At 64.5% G+C, this 23,152-nt stretch carries 26 protein-coding genes; 15 read left to right on the top strand and 11 right to left on the bottom strand.

Translation table 11 applies throughout. From position 1 onward, the window contains the following. Positions 1–57: 57 nt before the first annotated feature. Positions 58–1,353, bottom strand: a complete 1,296-nt coding sequence (locus CH271_RS10360; RefSeq protein ID WP_094611283.1) for an ABC transporter substrate-binding protein — start codon at positions 1,351–1,353, stop codon at positions 58–60. A 213-nt stretch (positions 1,354–1,566) separates the two neighbouring features. Between CH271_RS10360 and CH271_RS10355 the strand changes: the two genes are divergently transcribed. The 7 genes from CH271_RS10355 to CH271_RS10325 all read left to right on the top strand — a co-directional run bounded on the left by CH271_RS10355 (position 1,567) and on the right by CH271_RS10325 (position 9,276). Then, the gene (locus CH271_RS10355) at positions 1,567–3,600 is read left to right on the top strand and encodes a beta-galactosidase (protein ID WP_094633492.1); all 2,034 of its coding nucleotides are present in this window, start codon (positions 1,567–1,569) and stop codon (positions 3,598–3,600) included. Beyond that, entirely contained in the window at positions 3,600–4,418 is an 819-nt protein-coding gene (locus CH271_RS10350) for a DeoR/GlpR family DNA-binding transcription regulator (RefSeq protein ID WP_037195460.1), read from the top strand. Before CH271_RS10355 ends, CH271_RS10350 begins: the two co-directional genes overlap by 1 nt. Before the next feature lie 16 nt (positions 4,419–4,434). Continuing rightward, positions 4,435–5,550, top strand: coding sequence for a galactose-1-phosphate uridylyltransferase (gene galT / locus CH271_RS10345; RefSeq protein ID WP_094633526.1), 1,116 nt, complete (start codon positions 4,435–4,437; stop codon positions 5,548–5,550). Beyond that, on the top strand, positions 5,547–6,713 hold the full coding sequence (gene galK, locus CH271_RS10340; protein ID WP_094633491.1) for a galactokinase: 1,167 nt from the start codon (positions 5,547–5,549) through the stop codon (positions 6,711–6,713). The genes galT and galK overlap by 4 nt, the downstream gene beginning before the upstream one ends. A 21-nt stretch (positions 6,714–6,734) precedes the next feature. After that, positions 6,735–7,826, top strand: a complete 1,092-nt coding sequence (locus CH271_RS10335; RefSeq protein ID WP_037195464.1) for an ABC transporter ATP-binding protein — start codon at positions 6,735–6,737, stop codon at positions 7,824–7,826. A 33-nt stretch (positions 7,827–7,859) separates the two neighbouring features. Continuing rightward, entirely contained in the window at positions 7,860–8,348 is a 489-nt protein-coding gene (locus CH271_RS10330; protein ID WP_179274763.1) for a GNAT family N-acetyltransferase, read from the top strand. A gap of 97 nt (positions 8,349–8,445) precedes the next feature. Next, on the top strand, positions 8,446–9,276 hold the full coding sequence (locus CH271_RS10325) for a MerR family transcriptional regulator (RefSeq protein WP_094633489.1): 831 nt from the start codon (positions 8,446–8,448) through the stop codon (positions 9,274–9,276). Here the strand turns inward: CH271_RS10325 and CH271_RS10320 are convergent. Together CH271_RS10320 and CH271_RS10315 are read right to left on the bottom strand one after the other, a co-directional pair. Next, positions 9,264–9,446 (bottom strand): hypothetical protein, encoded by a 183-nt coding sequence (locus tag CH271_RS10320; protein WP_032397091.1) that lies wholly within the window; start codon positions 9,444–9,446, stop codon positions 9,264–9,266. The two genes, CH271_RS10325 and CH271_RS10320, sit on opposite strands and share 13 nt — an antisense overlap. 39 nt (positions 9,447–9,485) lie before the next feature. After that, positions 9,486–10,118, bottom strand: coding sequence for a hypothetical protein (locus CH271_RS10315; RefSeq protein WP_094633488.1), 633 nt, complete (start codon positions 10,116–10,118; stop codon positions 9,486–9,488). A gap of 135 nt (positions 10,119–10,253) precedes the next feature. Here CH271_RS10315 and CH271_RS10310 point away from each other — a divergent pair, with 135 nt between their 5' ends. From CH271_RS10310 to CH271_RS10300, 3 genes are read left to right on the top strand one after another with little or no spacing between them, the layout of a single operon-like run. Beyond that, a complete protein-coding gene (locus tag CH271_RS10310) occupies positions 10,254–11,528 on the top strand; it encodes a sensor histidine kinase (protein ID WP_094633487.1) in 1,275 nt (424 codons plus the stop codon). Further along, positions 11,519–12,175, top strand: a complete 657-nt coding sequence (locus tag CH271_RS10305; protein ID WP_094633486.1) for a response regulator transcription factor — start codon at positions 11,519–11,521, stop codon at positions 12,173–12,175. The genes CH271_RS10310 and CH271_RS10305 overlap by 10 nt, the downstream gene beginning before the upstream one ends. Beyond that, a complete protein-coding gene (locus CH271_RS10300; RefSeq protein ID WP_094633485.1) occupies positions 12,172–12,945 on the top strand; it encodes a DUF4097 family beta strand repeat-containing protein in 774 nt (257 codons plus the stop codon). Before CH271_RS10305 ends, CH271_RS10300 begins: the two co-directional genes overlap by 4 nt. A 20-nt stretch (positions 12,946–12,965) precedes the next feature. Here CH271_RS10300 and CH271_RS10295 read toward each other — a convergent pair whose 3' ends face one another. Both CH271_RS10295 and CH271_RS10290 read right to left on the bottom strand, forming a co-directional pair. Then, the gene (locus CH271_RS10295; RefSeq protein WP_094633484.1) at positions 12,966–14,186 is read right to left on the bottom strand and encodes an FAD-binding domain-containing protein; all 1,221 of its coding nucleotides are present in this window, start codon (positions 14,184–14,186) and stop codon (positions 12,966–12,968) included. A 43-nt stretch (positions 14,187–14,229) separates the two neighbouring features. Next, positions 14,230–14,517 (bottom strand): FmdB family zinc ribbon protein, encoded by a 288-nt coding sequence (locus tag CH271_RS10290; RefSeq protein ID WP_256986344.1) that lies wholly within the window; start codon positions 14,515–14,517, stop codon positions 14,230–14,232. Positions 14,518–14,657: 140 nt separating this feature from the next. Here CH271_RS10290 and fmdA point away from each other — a divergent pair, with 140 nt between their 5' ends. Together fmdA and CH271_RS10280 are read left to right on the top strand one after the other, a co-directional pair. Next, on the top strand, positions 14,658–15,911 hold the full coding sequence (gene fmdA, locus CH271_RS10285) for a formamidase (RefSeq protein WP_037195472.1): 1,254 nt from the start codon (positions 14,658–14,660) through the stop codon (positions 15,909–15,911). A gap of 176 nt (positions 15,912–16,087) precedes the next feature. Next, on the top strand, positions 16,088–16,444 hold the full coding sequence (locus CH271_RS10280) for a hypothetical protein (protein WP_143546032.1): 357 nt from the start codon (positions 16,088–16,090) through the stop codon (positions 16,442–16,444). A 4-nt stretch (positions 16,445–16,448) separates the two neighbouring features. Here CH271_RS10280 and CH271_RS10275 read toward each other — a convergent pair whose 3' ends face one another. Further along, positions 16,449–16,646: a PLD nuclease N-terminal domain-containing protein gene (locus CH271_RS10275; protein WP_094633481.1), complete on the bottom strand. Its 198-nt coding sequence runs from the start codon at positions 16,644–16,646 to the stop codon at positions 16,449–16,451. Between the two features lie 15 nt (positions 16,647–16,661). Further along, positions 16,662–17,618 (bottom strand): ABC transporter substrate-binding protein, encoded by a 957-nt coding sequence (locus CH271_RS10270; RefSeq protein WP_094633480.1) that lies wholly within the window; start codon positions 17,616–17,618, stop codon positions 16,662–16,664. Between the two features lie 150 nt (positions 17,619–17,768). Here CH271_RS10270 and CH271_RS10265 point away from each other — a divergent pair, with 150 nt between their 5' ends. Then, complete coding sequence (locus tag CH271_RS10265; protein WP_094633479.1) at positions 17,769–18,011, top strand: PLDc N-terminal domain-containing protein; 243 nt, start codon at positions 17,769–17,771, stop codon at positions 18,009–18,011. Here the strand turns inward: CH271_RS10265 and CH271_RS10260 are convergent. Together CH271_RS10260 and CH271_RS10255 are read right to left on the bottom strand one after the other, a co-directional pair. Next, a complete protein-coding gene (locus CH271_RS10260) occupies positions 17,993–18,397 on the bottom strand; it encodes a GNAT family N-acetyltransferase (protein WP_179274762.1) in 405 nt (134 codons plus the stop codon). The genes CH271_RS10265 and CH271_RS10260 overlap by 19 nt on opposite strands. Positions 18,398–18,431: 34 nt before the next feature. Further along, complete coding sequence (locus CH271_RS10255) at positions 18,432–19,406, bottom strand: aldo/keto reductase (protein WP_094633525.1); 975 nt, start codon at positions 19,404–19,406, stop codon at positions 18,432–18,434. Between the two features lie 64 nt (positions 19,407–19,470). On the opposite strand from CH271_RS10255, the gene CH271_RS10250 reads away from it, so the two are divergent. Beyond that, positions 19,471–20,382, top strand: a complete 912-nt coding sequence (locus CH271_RS10250; RefSeq protein WP_179274761.1) for an aminotransferase class IV — start codon at positions 19,471–19,473, stop codon at positions 20,380–20,382. Positions 20,383–20,385: 3 nt separating this feature from the next. Here CH271_RS10250 and CH271_RS10245 read toward each other — a convergent pair whose 3' ends face one another. Together CH271_RS10245 and CH271_RS10240 are read right to left on the bottom strand one after the other, a co-directional pair. Further along, complete coding sequence (locus CH271_RS10245; RefSeq protein ID WP_094633477.1) at positions 20,386–21,534, bottom strand: serine hydrolase domain-containing protein; 1,149 nt, start codon at positions 21,532–21,534, stop codon at positions 20,386–20,388. Between the two features lie 93 nt (positions 21,535–21,627). Then, positions 21,628–22,197: a TetR/AcrR family transcriptional regulator gene (locus CH271_RS10240; protein ID WP_094633476.1), complete on the bottom strand. Its 570-nt coding sequence runs from the start codon at positions 22,195–22,197 to the stop codon at positions 21,628–21,630. 109 nt (positions 22,198–22,306) lie between these two features. On the opposite strand from CH271_RS10240, the gene CH271_RS10235 reads away from it, so the two are divergent. After that, complete coding sequence (locus CH271_RS10235; RefSeq protein ID WP_094633475.1) at positions 22,307–23,146, top strand: alpha/beta fold hydrolase; 840 nt, start codon at positions 22,307–22,309, stop codon at positions 23,144–23,146. Positions 23,147–23,152: the final 6 nt, after the last annotated feature.

Here is a 23,152-nt window from a genome sequence, read left to right as displayed (position 1 = left end):
GCATTACCTGATCTCGATGTCGAGTGGATGATGGAGGTCGAATCGCACTGCGCACGATCATGTTCCGAACACCGCCGACTTCTGGCGCTCGATGCTGCGGACCAGACCGTCGACATCGTTCGGGTTGCCGATGAACTGCTGCAGAGCCGGGATCATGACGATCGACGCGAAGTCGGGGCGGGTGTCGCGGTCGAAGAACTGGGTGATCTCCTCCGCGTTCTGCACCAGATCCGCCGACTTACGCACGAGCGCAGGGAAACTGGACAGGTCGGCGTCACGGTGAGCGGGAATGGCCTGCGGGTCCTGCTTCGCGTAGGCGACGGCAGGGTCGGGTCCGGTCATGTAGGTGAGGAAGTCCTCGGCTCCGGGCCGGTTGCGCGGGTCGGTGCGCATCATGAACCCGTCCATGGGAGCTTCGACCGTGGATGTTCCGACGGCGGAGTCGAGTTCGGGAAAGGTGAAGAAGTCCAGGTCGTCGCGTTCGGCACCGGCGGGGAAGCTCTGCGCGACGAACATGCCTGCGACGAGTGAGCCGACGCTCTTGTTCAGCAGAGCCATCTGCGCGTCGGCGATCTTGCGGCCCAGTGGCTGTGGCTGGTGGAACGGCAGTAGTTCACGCCAGGTGTCGAACACCGAGCGCACGCGATTGTCGGTCCAGCTCACGTCGCCGGCGAGCAGGGTTCGGTGGAACTCGACGCCGTTCAGGCGCAGATTCAGATAGTCGAACGTTCCGAACGGTGGCCACCCGTCTCGGGCACCGAAGCCGATCGGGGTGAGGCCGTCGGCCTGCATCTGTTTGCTCAACGCCACCCACTGGTCGTACGTGGCCGGGGGCTCGTACCCACGCTCGGCCCACAGGCTCGGCCGGTAGAACACCGCCCACGGGTAGTAGAAGAACGGGATCAGGTACTGCTTGCCGTCCATGCCGGTCGAGTTCTCGCGGAAGCTCTCGTTGAAGCCGCCGCCGTGGTTCGCCCAGATCGGCGAGAGGTCCTCCACCAGACCCTTCTCGGCGAAGTACTTCACCCGGTACCCACCCATCCAGGTGATGACGTCGTCGGGCGTGCCCTGGAGGTAGTTGTTGACGTTTTCCTGGAACGACGTGGAGTCGACGGTGTTGACGGCGAGCTGCCGCCCGGTCTGCTGTCGGTACATCGCGACGAAGTCCTCGACACCCAGCTTGGAGTTGGGGTCGGACAACCGTGACCCGAGCGTGGTGACGTTCGGGTCGACGCTGTTCGAGCATGCCGACAGCGCGCCACCGGCGGTGATCGCACCCGCGGCGACGAGCGCGGACCGCAGGAAATCGCGTCGGGACGGCTGCCACGTGCGCGGCCACTCGTGTGGGTTCATGGAAGTCCTTCGACGAGAAAGTATCGATAACGATCAGAAATGAACATCCCCGCTGTTCGTTTTGCGGTGTTCACCTGACCATTCGGGGTGATGCAGGTTACAGAAACACGACGCTACGGCGTCTGTCAAGCTCTTTGTGGCTCGTTCACCTGCATCAGTAAGAAAATGTTCATTCATGTTGACATCTGAGAAAGCCTCGTTCATATTGTGAGCATGGACACAGCGCGACGCAGCACCTGGCCGACCCAGGGAATCTCCTTCGGCGGCGACTACAACCCCGAGCAGTGGCCCGAGGACGTCTGGCGACGCGACGTCGAGCTGATGCACGAGGCCGGCGTCGACTTCGTGACCGTCGGTGTTTTCTCCTGGGCTCGCCTGCAGCCGACCGCGTCGACGTGGGACTTCGAGTGGCTCGACCGCGTCATGGATCTGATGCACGAGGGCGACATTCGCGTCGACCTGGCCACGGCGACCGCGTCGCCCCCGCCGTGGTTGGCCACTGCATACCCGCAGATGCGCCCGGTGGACGAGCGCGGTTACCGCTACGCCATCGGCAGCCGCCAGACGTGGAGCCCCAGTTCTGCTGTGTACCGCGAACATTCACTCGTACTGGTCGAGAAGATGGCGCACCGCTACGGCGAGCATCCCGCGCTGGCCATGTGGCACGTGTCCAACGAACTGGGCTGCCACAACGCACTGTGCTACTCCGACGACAGTGCGCATGCATTCCGAGAGTGGCTCAGCGGCAGGTACATCGACCTCGAGACCCTCAACACCGCGTGGGGTACCGACTTCTGGAGTCAGCGCTACAGCGACTGGGACGAGATCGTTCCGCCCTCGGTGAGCACCACGTTCGGCAACCCCACTCACCAACTCGACTGGCGCCGCTTCTGCTCCGATGCCCTCCTCGAGCAGTACCGCGCCGAGAAGGCAGTGCTGAACAGGGTCACCCCGGACGTGCCGGTCACCACGAACTTCATGGTGGGCATGGGCCAGGGCCCCGCGCTCGCCGGCAACATGGACTACGCGTCCTGGGCCCCGGAACAGGACATCGTCTCCACCGACCACTATCTCGTCGGCCCCGAGACCGGCGACGCCGCAGCGCATCACAAGCTCTCGTTCTCGGCCGACCTCACCCGTGGCGTCGCCGGCCGTCGACCATGGTTGTTGATGGAGCATTCCACCAGCGCCGTCAACTGGCAGCACATCAACCGCGCCAAGGTCCCCGGCGAGATGATGCGAAACTCACTGGCGCACATGGCTCGCGGAGCGGACGGCATTGCCTACTTCCAGTTCCGCGCCTCCAAGGCAGGGGCGGAGAAGTTCCATTCCGCTCTGGTTCCGCACGCAGGTGAGGACTCCGCGCGCTGGCGTGAGGTCGTCGAGCTCGGTGCGGCGCTGCGTCGCATGGCACCGGTGGCAGGCAGCACCGTCGATGCTCGGGTTGCCGTGCTCTTCGACTGGGCCTCGCAGTGGGCGTGCGAGCAGGAGGGCCATCCGTCGATGGCCATGCAGCCCATGGAGATTGCTCGACGCGCCCATCACGGGTTCACCTCCGCAGGCGTGACCTGCGATGTCGTCCCGTCGTCGACGGACCTGAGCGACTACGACGTGATCGTGGTGCCGGCCCTGTACCTGTGCAGTGACGAGACCGCCGCGCGGATAGCCGACGCGGCCGACGGCGGCGCGCAGGTACTCGTCACCGCATTCTCCGGAATCGCCGACGAGGACGACCACGTGCGACTCGGCGGCTACCCGGGCGCATTCCGTGACCTGCTCGGCGTGCGCGTCGAAGAGTTCTTCCCGCTCGCCGACGGGGAAGCCCTCGCCCTGGACGACGAGACCGTCGGCGAGATCTGGAGCGAATATCTCACCGCGTCGGAGGACGTCGATGTGCTGGCGCGCCACACCCAGGGGCATCTGCGGGGCGTCCCTGCGCTGACGACGCGCACGGTCGGCAAGGGTGCCGCCTGGTACGCCGCCACTGTTCCCGACGCGGCAGGCTGGGCCACGCTGGCCGACAGACTTTGCGCTGCAGCCGAAATCGAGACCCGCCGCGACCTCGGATCGGACGTGGAGATCGTCCGACGGTCTGCAGGGGAGCAGTCCTGGCTCTTCGTGCTCAACCACGGAACCGACAAGGTCAGCGTGCCTGCCTCGGGTACGGACCTGGTCGGCGGCGCACAGATCGACGGCGAACTCATCGTGGCCGCAGGCGGCAGTGCTGTGATCGCCGAGAACCGCTGATGCTCGCCCACCAGCGTCAGCAGAAGATCCTGGACCAGGTGACGGCCGAGGGCGCGGTCAAGGTCGCAGATCTGGGAGCCGCACTGTCGGTGTCGGACATGACCATTCGACGCGACGTCAACGAGCTCGTCGCTCGCGGTCTGGTCGAGCGGGTGCACGGCGGCGTGACGCTGCCGCGATCGGCAAGCGTGTTCGAGCCGGGGTTCTCGGCCAAGTCCGAACTCGATCGAGATGCCAAGGCCGCCATCGCCCGTGCCGCTGCACGATTCGTGCGGCCCGGGACCTCCATCGGCATCTCCGGTGGCACCACGACGCACGCACTCGCGCAGGAACTGCTCGACGTTCCTGACATCACCGTCGTCACCAACTCCCTGCCCGTCGCCGAGGTCTTCCACACCGGTGGCCGGTCGGATCAGACCGTGCTGCTCACCGGCGGACAGCGCACGCCCTCCTACGCGCTCGTCGGACCGCTCACGGTCAGTGCACTGCAGAGTATCCACCTGGACATGCTGTTCCTCGGCACACACGGTGTGGACATCGAATCCGGGCTCACCTGCCCCAATCTCATGGAAGCACAGACCAATCAGGCACTGGTCGCATCGTCCCGACGCGTCATCGTGCTGGCCGACCACACCAAGTGGGGTGTTCGTGCGCTCGCCAACACCATCCCGCTCTCTCGCGTCGACGTGTTCGTCACCGATGCCGGACTCGATCCCGGCGTCCACGAAGCGTTGTCCGAGACGGTCGACGACGTGGTGATCGCCGGAGAGCAATCCCCCGATACGAACGAGGAACGAGTACTCGATGACCGCGCATGACGCCACGACGCACTCGATGCGCAAGACGTCGACCACTCTGGCCGACGGCCGTGAGCTGATCTACTACGACGACACCGAGCCCTACGTCTCGGGTGAGGCCACCCGCGATCTCGTCGACACGCGAGCCCTGTCTCCGTCGATGTCGCAGTCGCAGATGCGATTCGACGTTCTCACCGGCGAATGGATCGTCATCGCCGCCCAGCGGATGGACCGCACGTTCCTGCCGCCTGCCGACGCGTCGCCGTTGGCACCGAGTCGTCCCGACAGGCCGGCGACCGAGATTCCGGCGGCCGATTACGACGTGGTGGTGTTCGAGAACCGTTTTCCGTCTCTGTCCGAAACTGCAGCGCAGCAATCACTTCCGAGCGAGGTGGACGGCGAGGCACTGTGGCCGCTTGCACCCGGCACCGGTCGGTGCGAGGTGATCTGTTTCGCCAGTGACCCCGATGCGTCCTTCGTGTCGCTCGAGCTCTCCCGCGTCCGCACCATCATCGATGTCTGGGCCGATCGCACCACTGCCCTGTCCGCCATCCCCGGCGTTCAGCAGGTCTTCTGCTTCGAGAACCGCGGCAAGGAAATCGGCGTCACCCTGACTCACCCGCACGGTCAGATCTACGCCTACCCCTACCTTCCGCCGCGTACCGATGCGCTGATACGACAGTCTCGCAAACACTTCGAGCGAACGGGCCGAGTATTGCTGGCGGACGTCCTCGCCGCCGAGCTTCGTTCGGGTCGACGGATCGTCGTCGACGCCGAGCACTGGGTGGCGTACGTGCCTGCAGCATCGCGCTGGCCGGTCGAGGTGCATCTCGCGCCGCGTCGCGATGTCTCGGACCTCGCCGAGTTGAGCGGTGCCGAGCGGGACGAGCTGGCCACGGTCTATCGAGATCTGTTGCGCGGAGTCGACGCGTTCTTCGAGGGCGTCGACGAGGTGCCGTACATCGCGGCCTGGCACCAGGCACCCGTCGGAGCGGATCGCGAACTGGGACGCCTGCATCTGCAACTGTTTTCGATGATGCGCTCACCGGGGCGGATGAAGTTCCTCGCCGGTTCGGAATCTGCGATGGGAGCCTGGATCAACGACACCACTCCCGAGCGGATCGCGGACCGGCTGCGCGAGGTACTGGCGTGAACTGGCTCGACGTGATCGCCGAGGAGGATCTCGCCGACGGTGCAGCGGCGTTGTTCCGCAGTGCATTCGGCGGTGATCCCGACGGCGTCTGGATCGCTCCGGGCCGCGTGAATCTCATCGGTGAGCACATCGATTACGCAGGCGGATTGGTGCTGCCGTTCGCGCTGCCGTATGCCACCGCGGTCGCCGTGCGCCGTCGCGAGGACACGACCATGCGGGCCGTATCGACGCACACCGACGAGTCGTGGACCGGTGAGCTCGACGAGATCGGTCCGGGTACCCCGTCGGGTTGGACGGCCTACGTGGCCGGGGTGTCCTGGGCACTTCGGGAGCACGGAGTCGGCGGAGTCGATGTGGCCGTGCATTCTTCGGTGCCGGTGGGTTCGGGGCTGTCGAGCTCGGCCGCCCTCGAGTGCTCGTTCGCCCTCGCTCTCGACGACCTCTTCGATCTTCGGCTCGACCGAAAGATGCTGATCGACGCCAGTATCCGCGCCGAGAACGAGATCGCCGGCGCGTCGACCGGCGGCATGGATCAGAACATCGCGATGTCGGCACAGCCGGGACACGCGCTGCTGCTGGACTGTCTCGACGGTTCGACGCGTCAGATTCCCCTCGATCTGGCCGGGTCCGGCTCGCGGCTGCTGGTGATCGACACCAACGCGCCGCACCGCCTGGTAGACGGTCAGTACGGTGCCCGGCGTGCGGCCCTGGATACGGCGTACGCAGAACTCGGGGTGAAGACCTTGCGTGGACTCGACCCCGAGCAGGCCATGGCCGGGCTCGACGATGAGACGCTGATCGCGCGAGTTCGTCACGTCACCAGCGAGATTCGACGCGTCGAGGCGGCTGCGGAGCTCCTGGATCGCGGAGCCGCCGGTGTCGAACTCGGTGAGCTGATGACCGCGTCGCACATGTCCTTGCGGGACGACTACGAGGTCAGCTCACCGGAACTCGACAGCGCTGTCGACGCGGCTCTGCGCACAGGCGCACACGGAGCTCGGATGACCGGCGGTGGATTCGGCGGATCTGCCGTAGCGCTGGTGCCGTCGGAGCTCGTCGAGGCTGTGGCGGACGAGATTGCCGCCAGTGCAACACGATCCGGACTGCCGGAACCCACCTTTCTCACCGCCGAGCCCGCCGGCTCCGCACATCGATTCTTCTAACCCATACAAAGGAGCACTCCCATGGCACAGGTCACGTACGAAGGAGCCACCAAGCTCTACCCGGGATCGGACGTCGCGGCAGTCGAATCGTTGGACCTCGCCATCGAGGACGGCGAATTCCTGGTGCTCGTCGGGCCTTCCGGCTGCGGCAAGTCCACCTCGCTGCGGATGCTCGCCGGGCTGGAGGACGTCGACTACGGTGCCATCAAGATCGGTGACCGTGACGTCACCTCACTGGCACCCAAGGAACGCGACATCGCGATGGTGTTCCAGAATTACGCGCTGTACCCGCACATGACCGTCGCCAAGAACATGGGATTCGCACTGCAGATCTCCGGAATGGACAAGGCGGAGGTGGGCCGCCGTGTCGAGGAGGCCGCCAAGATCCTCGACCTCACCGACTACCTGGGCCGTAAACCCAAGGCGCTCTCCGGAGGTCAGCGTCAGCGCGTCGCGATGGGACGCGCCATCGTGCGGAACCCGCAGGTGTTCCTCATGGACGAGCCGCTGTCCAACCTCGATGCCAAACTCCGCGTGCAGACTCGCACCCAGATCTCGCTGCTCCAGCGCAGGCTCGGCACCACCACCGTGTACGTCACCCACGACCAGGTGGAGGCGATGACGATGGGTGATCGCGTGGCGATCATGAAAGCCGGTGTGCTGCAGCAGTGCGCCAGCCCCAAGGAGCTCTACGAGCGACCGGTCAATGCCTTCGTCGCAGGTTTCATCGGCTCACCCGCGATGAACCTGTTCGACGTGGACGTCGTGGCAGGCACTGCGAAGCTCGGATCGCTGTCGGTGCCGATCGAGCGTTCGATCGCCGACCGCATCGACGGCAGCCGAGTGACTATGGGCGTGCGCCCGGAAGCGTGGACGCTCTCCGATTCCGGTACCGACATCGTGGTCGACGTCGTCGAGGAACTCGGGGCGGACTCCTACATCTACGGCCGCACCGCCGAGGACGCGTCGAATCTGGGAACCGTCGGGGCGCAGATCGTTGCCCGCATTCCTGACATCGCGGCCCCGTCGCAGGGCGATGTCATCCGAATCGCCCCGCGCGCCGAGACGGTGCACTACTTCTCGACCACAACGGGATTGAATCTGCGCCCCTGAGCGGTCGCTGATCCGAAACGGAGGTGGGTGTCTGTGACGGTTCACTCGACACTGGTCGCCCCTTCGCATGATCTGCGGGACGCCTGGCTGGACTGTCGTATCGAATGGGGTCCGGGCCTCCACGAGGACGGTTTCGGGTTGACGGCCGACGACGATGTCGAGTCCGCACAGGGCTTTTCGGACTGGGTCGATCGGCTCGAGAGCGACGCCGAGTGCACGTACCGCTGGATCGTGGAGGGCGAACGTGTATTGGGCGGCGTCGCACTCAGACACGACGGCCACGAGCTTGCCGACCGTTTCGGACACATCGGCTACGGGGTTCGCCCGTCCGAACGAGGTCGGGGAGTTGCCTCCTGGGCAGTACGCGAGGTGCTGAGGCTCGCCGCAGATCTGGGCATGACCCGGGTGGCGGCGGTATGCGAGGTGGGCAACGCGGCCTCGACAGCGACCCTGGAGCGAGCTGGGGGCCAACGTGTCGACTGCATCGGGTCGGCTGTTCGCTTCTGGATTCCCGTGCTCTGAAGAATCGGGTGCACTGGACCGCGCTCAGCGCGGTCCAGTGCACCCGATTTTCTCCTCTTGACCCTCACACTGTGTGAGACGAGAACCTCGGAGGGTCATGTTCAGCATCGGAGAGTTCGCATCGATCGGCCGGGTGTCGGTTCGCAGGCTTCGGCATTACGACGAGATCGGGTTGTTGACGCCGGCGCGGGTGGATCCGTTCACGGGCTATCGCTCGTACGACGGTTCGCAGTTCGAGGTTCTGGGACGCATTCTCGTGTTCAAGGACCTCGGGTTCAGGCTCGACGAGGTGACGCAGATCGTGCACGGCGAGGTCGACGGTGATCGGCTACGCGAGATGCTCGCCGCCAAACGCATTGATGTCGCGCGTCGACTCGATTTCGACGCCGCTCGTCTGCGTCGTATCGATGCGCGACTCTCCCACACCGACGGGATGTCGATGATCACCGTGGACACCAAAACATTGCCGGCCACCCGTATCGCTCTCGTCAGCGAGACCGCCGCCGGGTTCGGGCCGGAGAACATCGGCCCGGTCATCGGCCCGATGTACGCCCGACTCGCCCAGACGCTCGCCGGGCACGGCGTGACGTTCGGGCCATCGTCGATCGCCATGTACGAGGCCGTCGACGACGGGGACGGCACTGGCATCACCGTCCATGCCGCATTCGAGGTGGGGCCCGAGGTGGTGGCCGGTGAGGGCTACGAGGTTCGCGAGCTACCGCCCGTCGAGCTCGCGGTGACCACCGTCCACCACGGTTCGATGGCAACGATCGGCGAGACCTGGGAGCAGTTCACGGCATGGATCGAGGCCAACGGCTACGAACTCTCCGGCATCTGCCGGGAGTACTACCTGGTGTCCGAGCCGCAGCCGCAGGAGAATTGGGTGACCGAACTGCAACAGCCGGTGGTTCGACGTCAGGACGCCTGAGCGAACTCCACGAGTGCGGTGCACTGGCAACCGCCGGTGACCTCCTCGCATTCGAGCACCAGGAAGTGGCGAACGTACTCGAGATCCACGCAGTCCGGCTCCGTGCACTCCGCACCGCCGACCGCGTGGATCACGAGTGTGCCGTTGCAAGTATCGAAGCGTGCGGACATGCGAATCCCTTTCTGTCGTCTCTCTCTACATCCTTGATATCACCGGGCTCCGACAAGTTCGGGAGAAGACCAGCGTGTTCGACGCCTGAGCTGGGTAGCGGCCATCACCGTCAGAGCCGGAATCCAGGCGTATCCGAGGGCGGTCCTGATGACCGTCCGGTCGCCCAGCCACGCTCCGGCCGACACCAGCACCACAGCCCATACAACTGCGGCCAGCAGGCTGAGCACCACGTATTCGCGTTGCCGCAGTGAGGAGGTCGCCACGAGTCGGGGCGCGATGGTGCGGATACCCCCGATGAGGTGTCCGGCGGTGGCGACAGCGCGGGGCCGTGATCGTGCCTGTGTGGTCAGCCCCAGGACGACCCTCATCACCGCGGCCGGCAGCGCTGACTCCGCTCGCCCGAGACCCAACACCGTCTCGGTGCGGCGACTGTGCCAGAACGCCCACTGCGCACCCATGCTCGACGCCACCGCCGCGGTGATGACGGCAGGCAGCCACGGCACCACGCCGATCGACGTCAGCACCCCGAGCGTGATCGGGACACTGTTTCCTGGTGTGAAGAGACCGAGCAACGACGCGGACTCGAATGCCAGCAGCACGAAGACGACAGCGAAGACGACCCACACGGGCACGGACGACAACCGGTCCACATCGAGGATGTTCAGGTTCATACCTGTCGAATCTCGTCGTCCGGGCCACGGAACTCACCACGATCGACCCACGGATCGACGGTAGGGCCAGCCCTACCTCGGGCCGTGGGTTCACAGTGCCGACAAGCCGACAACACCCGACTTAGGCTGATCCGCATGAACGAGGCACTACCGATTCCCCTGAATCCGCTCAGGGCATGGATATCGCCGCACTGGTGGCTGGCGGTGGCATCGCTGCTGGTGTCGACGCTCGCCGGGCTGGGCGGCTGGATGATCCTGGGACTGCTGGTACTGGCGGTGTGCGCATTACCCTTTGCGCTCAGCGGAGTGCTCGTGTTCGCCCTGACGATAGTGGCGCTGCGGTGGATGGACCGTGCAGCGCGCGCCGGAATCGGTTTCACCGGTGGAGTTCTCATCGAGGGCCCTGACGTGACCGTGTACCCGACCAGTTGGCGCACGTTCGTCTGGTGCCTCCGAGACATCGGTTTGTGGAAGTCGCTGTGCTATTGGCTCGTTCGCATTCCGGTCTCGGCCGTACTGCTGTTCTTGCTGCCGGCGCTCTTCGTGGCCCTGCCCGTTCTTGCGGCGGCGCCGGTGGCCTGGATAGTGACGAACCCGGTCGCCAATGAGCTCGAAATAGGCGAACGGGTGGGCTATCCGCTCGTCGCGTTGGTCGGCTTCGCCTCGCTGGTCACCCTTGTCGCGGGAGTGCCACTGCTGCTCACGGCCCTGGCGCGACTCGACTGGTGGAGTGCCGCAACCCTTCTCGGCCGATCCGAATCCAGTAGGAGAGTGGACGAATTGACGGTGAGTCGAGCTCGCGTCGTCGACGCTGCGGATGCCGAACGCCGTCGCATCGAACGCGATCTGCACGACGGGGCCCAGCAACGATTGGTATCGGTGGCAATGTCACTGGGACAGGCCAAATCGCGCGTCGCGTCGACCGATGATGCGGTCCTGAAGGAATTGCTCGACGACGCCCACCGGGAGGCCAAGAACGCGATCGGTGAGATCCGCACCCTCACCCGCGGTCTGCATCCGCCGATCCTGACCGACCGCGGTCTCGACGCCGCACTGTCGTCCGTCGCGGCGTTGTGTGCGGTACCGGTGACTGTTCGGATCGACCCCGCCCTCTCGGGTGATCGACGCCCGGACGCCACCGTCGAGTCGACGGTTTACTTCGTCGTCTCGGAGGCTCTGACCAATGTGAGCAAGCACGCGAAGGCCGACCACGTCCGAGTCGACGTCTCGAGAGTCGAGTCAGCAGTGCGTGTCACGGTGGTCGACGACGGTTGCGGCGGAGCGTATCCGGCTCCAGGAGGCGGACTGGCCGGGCTAGAGGACAGACTCAGCGGGATCGACGGAACCCTGACCATCACGTCGCCGTCCGGCGGCCCGACTCGGCTCGAGGTGAGTGTCCCGTGCGAGTGATCATCGCCGACGATTCGGTTCTGTTGCGAGAGGGCGTCGCCCGCCTGTTGGTCGACACCGGAGCGGACGTGATCGGGAAGGTGGCCGATGCGTCGGAACTGCTCGCGGCCATGTCTGCCGCCGATCCGCTTCCTGATGTCTGCGTGATCGACGTACGCATGCCGCCGACCTTTCTGGACGAAGGTCTGCGCGCAGCACTGGTCATTCGCCAACGTTGGCCCGCTGTCGGTGTTCTCGTGCTCTCGCAGTACGTGGAGGAACGGTACGCAGCCGAGCTCATCCGGCAGAGCACGGACGGCGTGGGGTACCTGTTGAAGGACCGGGTGGCCGACGTCGACGAGTTCGCCGATGCCGTGCGGACCGTTGCCACCGGCGGAACCGTCATCGATCCAGAAGTGGTGCAGCAGATTCTGGCCCGGGCCCCACGATCGGATCCACTCGATTCGCTGACCCCTCGCGAACGGGAAGTGTTGACCGCCATGGCCGAAGGCAAGTCGAACGCCGGAATTGCCTCTGCATTGGTGGTCGGTCAAGCAGCCGTGGAGAAGCACATCGGCAACATCTTCGCCAAGCTCGGCCTACTCGGAGACAGTGCCGATCACCGCCGAGTCATGGCCGTCCTACGATATCTGGGAGCGATCCAATGAAGAAGTCGATGTGGCGCAGTGTCGTTGCGGTTTCGGCAGCTGTCGCGGTCGTCGGCACCGCAGGAGCAGCCACGGCGGCCACCATCGCCGTCGGCTTCACCACGCCGAAGATGCAGTCCTTCGATTACTCGGCCGACACAGCGATCGTCGGCAATAATCTATCCGTCACAACGCGATTCGCCCATGTGTCGGTGTCGATGAGCCCCGACTCCGACCTGCACGTTCGGGCCGACGGGTCCTACCGAGGAGATACTCCGACGGTCGACATCGGTGACGACGGCTCGACGATCGCTGTGGAATGTTCCTACCGAAAGAATGGTAGCTGCGACATCGGTCTCGAACTACGGGTACCGGCCGGATTGGTACTCGACATCGACGGAGCAGCAGGCGACGTGGTGCTCACCGACGTGGACGCGCAGACTTCGGTGTCCACGTCGGCGGGCTCCGTGATCGCGCGAGGATCTGCCGGAACCCTGGACATAACAACCAGATTCGGCGATGTCGAGATCACCGATGCGGCTGTGTCGGCAGTCGAGGTGGACACGACGTTCGGTCTGGTCACCCTGGATTCGAGGGTGCCGCCGGACTCGATACGCATGCAGAACATGCAGGGCGACAGCATGATCGAACTCCCGGCGGCAGACTTCTACGACGTCGAGGCGACGTCGGAGAAGGGAGACGTCGACATCGACGTCGTCGACGATCCGAGCTCCCCGAGGTCGGTATCGATCACCAGTGAAGAGGGCCAGATTTCGGTGCAGCGGAGATAGTTCTGGTCAGTGACTGCTGTTCAATGATTCCGACGCCAGGCGCTGAACGATCGGACCGAGGACGTGGTGGGACGCACCAGCCACGGCCACGGATGCAACTCGACCGGGGCTATGGCGTCGGCGATGCGGGAGAAGCCGGGAACGGGTGCCCAGGTGGTGGCCACGGATCGTCCGGCCAATTCGTCGGCTACTCGGCCACGACGCACCTCCAACGGGCGGGTCGACGCGATCTCACCGAGCGTCTCGGCAAGAAAGACGAGTCGCTTCCCGGAGAGCCGGAGTTTCCGCAGGAGCGGTTCGTCGAAAACGAACACGGCGGGCCGGTCGGTCTCGGCGGCCAGTGCTGGGTCTGCGGTGCCGAGCGACTCTGCTGTGATCCACACCTGTTCTGCGCCAGTACCTTCCACGTGGGCGGGGCCGGCGGGAATCGGAGCCTTGTTCAGGTCGGGACCGTCGACAGTCGGCCCGAGATCGTCGTCGGGCCAGTTCTCGATGGGGCACGCGTCTTTCAGCGCGCAGTTGCGGCACAGCGACGGTGCTCTCTTGTTCACCTGCCACCGGCTGAAGCCGTACACCTTCCCGCTTCCGGTACCGACGGTCCATTGCCAGCCGAGGCGGTTGGCAGCGCGAGAACCGTCGAGCAGGTGGGCGAACATCTCGTCCTCGCCGTCGCGCCACGTCGCCCCGGCACGGACAGCCCACTGGGAGGCCAGCCACATGCGGGTTTGGTTGACCAGCCAACCGTCGTCGTGCAATTCACCCACCACCGAGGACATGCAGTTCATCTCCTCGGGCCACGGCTGCGCGGTCCAGCCCTGCGGTCGCGGCTGTTCACGGCGAAGCGAACGGCCGAGATCGGATCCGGTGCGCGCGTAGAGGTGGCGTGCGTACTCCTGCCACATGAGCTCGTCGCGGTACCGGGAACGGTCGCGTGGGGGAGCGTCGGCGACCGCGTCCCATACCTCTCGCAGCGTCAGCAGTCCGTGGCGGATGTACGGCGACATGCGGCTTGCGCCTCGGCGATTCACCGGTAGAACGGTGCTGCGATCGCGCGCATATCCGGTGATGTCGAGTCCGGCCAGGGCGGCATCGGCAGCGGACTGCCCGCCGCGAATGCCACCCGCCGTGATGCCATCCGGCCCCTCGCGCGTCAGATCACCCAGATACTCGGCAACCCAGGCGCCGACGTCGTCGGTGGTGAAGCCGTCGGCGATGGACGGGGGAGGGGGCAGCTCGGGCATGCCGTCGGACTTCCCCGTCGGTACGAAAGGGAAACGCCGTTCGTCAGGGGCGCGGCAGTCGGCGATGCAGTGGGTTGGATGTGGTCCTCGTTGCCGATCTGCCGGCCGGCGGTAGGGATGAGACGACGGCGGGCGTGTCCGCAGTGGCGCGCGAGGCGTCGTGTGCCTTCATCGCAGCGCTGTTTCCTCTGCCGAGAGCAGGCGAGGAGATCTGCCGTGCAGCTGCTTCTCCGCACTCCGGGCACGTCACCTGCGAGGGCGCGTCGGCCATGGAGAATCGCTGTTCGACGGGGGCGCAACGCTGTGCGCAGCGGAAGCTGTAGGTCGGCACGCATTCGAGAGTAGCGCGATGTGGCGCATCAGCAACGTTCCAGCACAACGTCATACAAGATTTACACGTCAGAATCGGCCGGATGCGCCAGAACGATGCAATGATCGAGGCAGGAGAATCCGCGCAACCGGAGGTGCCTCGTGCCCGAACTGCTGTTTCCGCTCGACTCGACGAAGAGTTTCACCGAACAGGAGATCGTCGGTCACAACCGATGGCATCCCGATATCCCGGCGGCGGTCACAGTCAAACCCGGCACGTCATTTCGAGCTCATTGCCGCGAATGGTTCGACGGGGCCATCCACAACGACGATTCCGCCGAGGACATTCTGAATGCGCCGCTCAACAACGTGCATACGCTGTCCGGGCCGTTCCATATCGAGGGAGCCGAGCCCGGTGATCTGTTGATCGTCGACATCCTCGACGTCGGGCCGATCCCGCAGGAGGATTCGGGTCCGTTGGCCGGCCAGGGCTGGGGTTACACGGGAATCTTCGCCAAGGAGAACGGCGGCGGGTTCCTCACCGATCGATTCCCCGACGCGTACAAGGCGATCTGGGATTTTTCCGGGCAGACCACAACATCTCGCCACGTCCCGCACGTGAAGTACACCGGCATCACCCATCCCGGTCTCATGGGGACCGCGCCCTCGGCGCAGTTACTGGCGAAGTGGAACGCCCGTGAAGGTGCCCTGATCGCCACTGACCCCAATCGCGTTCCGCCGCTGGCTTTGGCACCCGAACTCGACGGGGCAATCCTCGGATCACTGAGCGGTGACGAGTTCTCCCGTGTTGCAGGCGAAGCCGCGCGCACAGCACCGCCCCGCGAGAACGGAGGAAACCAGGACATCAAGAACCTGACCAAGGGCACTCGCGTTTTCTATCCGGTGTTCGTGCCGGGCGCGAAGCTGTCGTTCGGAGACCTGCACTTCTCGCAGGGAGACGGGGAGATCACGTTCTGCGGTGCCATCGAAATGGGTGGCTTCATGGACCTGCACGTCGATCTGATCAAGGGCGGCATGGAGACCTACGGGGTGAGCGAAAACGCGATCTTCATGCCCGGCAACACCGCACCGCAGTACTCGGAATGGATTGCGTTCTCCGGTATTTCGGTGACCGTCGACGGTGAGCAGAAGTATCTGGACTCCGACCTGTCATACCAGAACGCATGTATGCACGCGATCGACTACCTCACGAAGTTCGGATACAGCCCCGAGCAGGCGTACCTGCTGCTGGGATCGGCCCCGATCGAAGGACGCCTGTCCGGGGTGGTGGACATCCCGAACTCCTGTGCCACCGTGTACATCCCCACCGCGATCTTCGACTTCCCGATAGCGCCGTCCGCCAGTGGCCCGTTCCAAATCGACCCGGGAATGGGAGCGCCGAGAGCGCAATTCTGATCGACTTCGCTTGATTTGTCGCAACTGTGGGTGCTCGAGGACATGGAACCGTGGCCTCACGAGCCTGCCGTAGGCGCGGTGCTATCGCCCACTACCGTCGGTACTAGCAGCCGCCTTACTAGTCGTGCGCGGAAAACAGCAGGGCTCCCGAGTCGGTACCTGCGTACGGTAGGCGGATGATGGTTCTCGCGAGCAGGACTGCGGTGTTGTCGCCGCCGGTCTTCTTCGTCTGGAAGGCTCTCATGTACCCCGATGTGCATCCGAAGAATCAAGGGTTCGCATGGCCGGTGATGTTCGAGGGTCAGCCGCTACCTCGTATTGTCGAGAGCAGCGAGTTCGACCGCGTCGTCTGGAGCTCGCCGTGGCCGAGCCACCCCGACGTCCTGTTGCAGTTCGACTTACGACCGAATACCCATCTCCGTTGGACGCTGTTGGCCCACGCGCCTGCGCCGAGTCTGCAGGCAATCGAATGGCTACGCGACCAGGTAAGTCATCTGGTGAACATCGACCTGCGCAACGCGACCGGACATTGAACTGTCATCGGTTGCCGCCGCTCGGTCCGTAGGCATACCGCTTACCGACTGCGAACCACAGGATCGGCCCGACGATGGGCATGATGAACGCGACGAATGCCCACGCCAGCTTGGCCACTAACCCTGTACCGGGGTCGCGGAGGATCGAGACAAGTGCCATGGCGTACAACGCGACTGCAATCGCGGCACCGGCAGAAATCATGGCTCCTAACGTAGCTCAATCCGCTTTGCGGACAACGTCGATCAGCCTGTTCGCGAAACTGGTTGCTGTGATGACCAATCCGTTGTTCAGTTGAGGATCCAGCACCGCGCTGCGACCCGCGGCGACAGCGGGGAGGTTCTGCCACGCGGCGATTCCGTCGATCTGGGTCGGATCGGTGGTCTGGTGGAAGATGAACTCCGCATCCGCGATCTGGTTCAGATTCTCGACCGACAGTCGATAGTTCCCCTCCTCGTCCTCGGGGTTGTTCTGCAGCACAGTGAATCCCATATCCGTGGCGACCGCGTTGCCTAGGTAGTTGGTCCACACGATGACGTATCCCTTGGCAACCGGCTCGCTGGTGATGAGGGCGATCCTGCGACCGTTCGTGACCGCGGCCGCGTCGTCGATGGTTCGGTGGTACTCGTCCAGGCGCGGCTGCACTGTGTCGAGTAGCCCGATGGCCGAGAACTGGTCGACGGTGTACTGCTCGAAATTCGGTTCGTTGACTTCGACGGGGAGGACCGGTGCGATCTTGGTCAGTTGCTCGTTTCCGTACCAGTCGAGCCGCCATCCATTGGCGCGCATCACGATGAGATCGGGAGACAGCGCTGCGATCTCCTCTGCCGCTGGGCCGTCGGGCCCGCCGATGACCTCCGTCTGTGCGTCCAGCAGTCCCTCGAACTGCCCCGCGGGACGCGCGCCGGGCTGGAAGGTGTTGCCGGTGGCAATGATGGGATATCCGGCCAACAGGGCGAATTCGAGATCCCCTCGCCCCTCCATCACGACCACGCGGGTGGGGCGCGTAGGAACGGTGACATCGAAGCCGTCGCCCGTCATCCGCACAGTCTCCGAGGTCGTAGCTGCCGCATCCTGGCTGCGGGGCGAGCAGGCGGAAACGAGTGCAGCAGCCCCGGCGAGTACGAAGAACCCACGTCGATCGAGGGTGCGCGAGGACAAGAATCGAGATGACATTGGGATAGGCTACCCTTTGTCTTCTGTTGAGGGCGGTCGGACCTGGTGCGTCGCGAGCTGTGCTGTCAGTACCCTGCGGTGTGAGAAGCACGGTCACGATGCGATGGATCGTGAATCCGTAGGCAGCCGAGCAAAATCGATGGGGTGAGTATGAGCACCGAGGTCAACCCGACACTTCCGTTGGCGTTCGATCTCGCGTGGATGGGTGCGGTTGTTCTGTGGCTGGGCCTCGTGGCTGCCGCGTGGGTGTCGATTCTTCGGAGCAACAAGGCTCGTCGGGGATCCGCGTTCTGGTGGTGTCTGCTCGTCTTGCTCATTCCGATCACCGGTGCGCTGATCTGGTTCGTCGCCCGCCCGCGCAACTTCGATACCGATCAGCGCACGAGTTCGTAGCGCGCCAGCCACAGTCCCGTCAGTACTTCCTGATCCTCGGTGTGCACAAAGCCGAGTGATTCGTACAACCTGCGGGCCGGCGCGTTGTCTCGTCCGGTGGCCACCTGCACACGTTGTCCCACAATCGAATCCAGCATGCCAATGACCAACCTGCGTCCGATGCCCTGTCGGTGAGCGTGCGGTGCGACAATCAGACGGTCGATCTCGGCCTCGGACCACGCTGCAGCGCCGAGGATTTCGTCACTCTCCCGCGCGACGAGCCAGTGGACCTGTGCAGCGCACAGATCGTCCACCGACTCGTGCAGCAAAGGGATTCGGTCGTCGCCGATCAGTCCCGCCTCGACTGCATACGACGCCCTCTGCACCGCGAGAATCTGCTCGGCCAACGGTCGATCAGAAGAAGGGTCGACGCGAACGATCTCAATAGCGACCACCGGCGGGTGCCGGCAGTGCGTCGAGGGCAGCGAGGTGGTCCGGGCTCAAGGTGAGCGAGGCTGCGCCCGCGTTCTCGTCCAGACGCGAGGTGCGTCGAGTACCGGGAATCGGGACCACGTGCTCGCCCTGCGCCAGAACCCAGGCCAGGGCCACCTGCGCAGGCGTCGCGCCGAGTTCGTCGGCGACGGCCGCGATGGCGTCGACGATCACGAGGTTCGCATCGAGGTTGTCCTGACTGAAGCGTGGCAGCCGAGCTCGGAAATCGTCTGCAGCAGGCGTGGTTCCGCGAAAGTTGCCGGTCAGGAATCCTCGGCCCAGCGGTGAGAACGGCACGAATGCCGCACCGTTGTCTTGCGTCCACTTCAGCGAGGTGGCGAGGTGATCGCGCGTCCACAGGGACAGCTCCGACTGCACTGCAGAAATCGGGTGCACCTGCTGGGCCCGATCGAGCTGCTCGACGGAGAACTCCGAGACACCCAGTGCCCGAACCTTTCCGGCCTGCACGGCCTCGGCCATCGCGCCGATGCTGTCTTCGACGGCCACCTCGGGATCGGGACGGTGCAGGTAGTAGAGATCGATGTGGTCGACGCCCAGGCGGCGCAGCGAATCGTCGATTGCCGAACGTAGGTGTTCGGGCTTGCCGTTGGGGCCCGAAATGACCGGCTCTCCGGCGTCGCCGACGTGGGAGACGAGCCCACCTTTGGTCGCGAGGGTCACCTCGTCACGCCGGTTCCCGATGGCTTTGCCGACGACTTCCTCGTTGGTGAACGGGCCGTACACGTCTGCCGTATCGATGAAGTTCACGCCCAGGTCGAGGGCGTGCCCGATGACGCGATCGGGGGTCTCCGTTCGATCGTCGGCCTTGTATGCCCAGGTCATTCCCATGCAGCCCAAGCCGATGGCACCCACCTCGGGGCCGTCGTTCCAGAGGGTGCGGGTCAGTACTGTGCGTTCGCTCATGTACTCGACCATAGAGAAGTAAAAGCGTTGTCGCTTGGACTCACCGGGCGACTAGCATCGCCGCATGGCTCTTCCGCACTCGAAGGTGTATTTCGGCGATCGCTTGGTGGACGCGCAGGAGGCGACACTCGGGGTCGCGACCTCGGCCGTCCTGTACGGGCTCAGTGTCTACACGGTGTTCCCCGTGCAGGTGGACGGTGAACGGCGTACGGCCTTCCGGTTGCTCGATCACTATCAGCGACTCGTCGAATCCTGCAAGATCATCGGCATCGACACGTTCGCCTCGCAGTGGACGTTCGAGAAGTTCGTGCAGGCGACGCGCGACGTGGTCGCGGCCAACGCCCCGACGACCGAGGTCTACGTTCGAGCTACCGTCCACGTGGACGAGTCGATCCCCGGAACGCGGGTGCGTGGCCTGCACACCACGGTGTCCATCTTCCTGTACGACGCCAATCCCATTGTCCCGCAGGACGGCATGCGGTTGAAGACAAGTGTCTGGCGTCGAATTCCCGACTATGCCATTCCCTCCCGTGCCAAGGTGAACGGTGCGTACGTCAATTCCGTTCTGGCCAAACAGGATGCAATCGACAGTGGCTTCGACGACTGCATCTTCCTCGACATCAACGGCCATGTCTGCGAACTCAGTGCCGCGAGCATCTTCCTCGTGCGGAACGGAGTGCTCGTCACCCCCGACGTCACCAGCGACATTCTCGACGGCATCAACCGTCGGACGATTCTGACCCTGGCGCGCGAAGAAGGGCTGACCGTCCAGGAGCGCACCGTCGATCTCACCGAGCTGTACATCGCCGACGAGGTCTTCGTCTGCGGCACGTCGGCCGGAGTAGCCCCGGTGTACGAAATCGATGGTCGCGCAATAGGAACGAAGCAGTCGGGCCCGGTGACACTCACTCTACGAAAGCGTCACCAGGCCGCGCTCACCAGCGACGAAGTGCACGGCTGGGTGAGTGTGCTGTGAGTGCTACGCCGGGCAGGTCGAGGTGAGTCCGGCGATCAATGCTTCGGTGGCCGGCTGTTCGAGTGGGTCGGCGGCGGGGTTCGACCCGGCCGTGGTCCAGGCCAGCGATACCTGACGTTGCCCGTCCGGGCTCGAGAACGCGTAGGTGCGGTAGCCGAAGCCGTTGCCGCGGTTGCCGAACACGAGCTCACCCGAACCCGGGTTGCACGCGTCTCCGCCCAGCAGCAGGCCGAGTCCGTACGTGGATGGCGTCACGACCTGCATCTCGTCGATCAGGTTCTGCGGGATCAGCGTGCCGTCGAACAGCGCTCTGAAGAAGGTGTTCATGTCTGCCACGGTGGAGACCACGGCAGCCCCCGACGACCAGATACTGGCGTCGTAATCGGTGACGTCGGTGTAGGTTCCGTTCTCCAGCACGTAGCCGTGTATGGCGTCGGGGTCGAGCGTGGAATCGGTGGGGTACGTCGAGTCGGCCATCTCCAGCGGATCGAAGATCCTGTCCTGCAACGACTGTCCGATGGACTTGCCATCGAGGTCGGCGATGATCTGTCCGAGCAGGACGTAGTTGGTGTTGGCGTAGCCGAATTCCTGACCGGGCTCACTCGTCCAGGGCATGGACACAGCCCGGTCGATCAGTTCGTCGTCGGTGACGGCATCGGTTGCGCGTGCGGCGATCTGCCCGGCGGAATCGAATCCGGTGAAGTAGTCGGGAACGCCACTGGTGTGATCGAGTAGTTGGCGAACGGTGACCGGCTTGGGTAGTACTCCGGGAAGCAGTTCGTCGACCTGCTGATCGAGCTCGAGCTTCCCCTCGTCCACGAGTTGAAGCACCACGGCAGCAACCATGGCCTTGGTGACGCTGGCGATACGGACCGGATCCTCGGCGGACGCAGCCTCGGTGCCGTCGCGCTCGACGAGACCGGCCGCTCCCGACCACGAATCCTCGCTGTCGCGTACCTGCGCGACAGCGGCGACGGATCCGGCGTCGACCAGGGCGTCCAAGGCTGCCTGGACGTCGTCGGTCTTGATGGTTCCGCTCGAGGGCGTGGTGGTGGTCGGCTCGACGGCGGACGGCTCGTCCGTGGACGAGCATCCACTGACCAGCAGGGATGTCGACACTGTGAGGGCGGCGAGGATTCGTAGCTTGCTCATGTCTTCGACGCTAACGCCGACCCGCGAAGGATTTCAGTGTCAAATGTCAGTGATTTTCGGTGAGTGGGCGCACCGCATCGTTCAGTGCGCTGGTCAGCGACCGACCCGGCCCGCACTCGAATCGAGCAGAACTTTCGCCGCAGCTTGTGCTGCAGCGGCGGATTCGGCCAGTTCGGTGATGGCCGCGGTGGTTTGAGCACCTTCGGCGAGCAAGGCAATCTGCAGCCCGACGGTGGGCTCACATCCGGCCTCGACCGCCAATCGGGTGACGTACTCGATGAAGTTCTTCTTGTGCTGATGCGCGGCGTCGGCGACCTCGGGCATGGTGGCACCGAGTTCGCCGAAGGAGTTGATGAAGGCACACCCGCGGAAGTCGTCCTCACGAAACCAGTGGTCCAGGAAGTCGAAGATCGACAGCAGCTTCTCTCGAGGGGACTCATGGGCAGCGGCTTCGGCGTGGATCCCGTCGTTCCACTGCTGTGTTCGACCGCGAAGCACCTCGGCGACGATGGCGGTCTTCGACGGAAACAGTGAGTACATGCGCTTGAGGGAGATGCCCGCGCTGCTGCGAAGCTCGTCCATGCCGACGGCCTGGATTCCGCGCGCATAGAACAGTGCATCCGCTGCTCGGATGACGTCGTCGCGTCCGAGTTCGGTACCCATGACCCACCTACCCCTTGCCGAGAGAACCAACGTTCTCTACAGTAGTCCACACGCGGCGAGAACGACCGTTCTCACCCGTCGAGCTGCAGGACAACAGGAAGGCAGGATCATGGCGTACATCACCGTCGGAACCGAGAACTCCACCCCCGTCGAGGTCTACTACGAGGATCACGGCACCGGTCAGCCGGTCGTGCTCATCCACGGCTACCCGCTCGACGGCAACTCCTGGGAACGTCAGTCACGGGCGCTACTCGACGCCGGCTACCGCGTCATCACCTACGACCGCCGCGGATTCGGCCAGTCGAGCAAGCCGACCGTCGGATACGACTACGACACCTTCGCCTCGGACCTGGACAAGGTGCTCACCGGGCTCGACCTGAACGATGTCATCCTGGTCGGATTCTCCATGGGCACAGGTGAACTCGCGCGGTACGCGGCGAAGTACGGCACGGATCGCGTCGCGAAGTTCGCGTTCCTCGCCTCTCTCGAGCCGTTCCTGCTGCAGACCGACGACAATCCCACCGGCGTCCCGCAGTCGGTGTTCGACGGCATCGACAGTGCCGCGCGGGAGGATCGCTTCGCCTGGTTCGAGAACTTCTACAAGGACTTCTACAACCTCGACGAGAACCTCGGGACTCGCATCAGCGAGGCCGCAGTACGTGCGAGCTGGAACACCGCGACCGGTAGCGCTCCCGTGGCCGCCTATGCCGTCGTGCCCACGTGGCTCGAAGATTTCCGCGGTGATGTGGAGAAGGTGCGCGAATCGGGCAAGCCGACGCTGATCCTGCACGGCACGGCCGACAACATCCTGCCGATCGATTCCACCGGACGTCAGTTCCACAAGGTGTTCCCGGAGGCGACGTACGTCGAGGTCGACGGCGCACCGCACGGACTGCTGTGGACGCACTTCCAGGAAGTGAACGACGCGCTGCTCGCGTTCGCGAAGTGACAGCAG

Source organism: Rhodococcus sp. 05-340-2 (assembly GCF_002258915.1).
GTDB lineage: Bacteria > Actinomycetota > Actinomycetes > Mycobacteriales > Mycobacteriaceae > Rhodococcoides.
The sequence above is the reverse complement of the archived record's forward strand: the minus strand, read 5'-3'. Positions and strand labels throughout refer to the sequence as shown.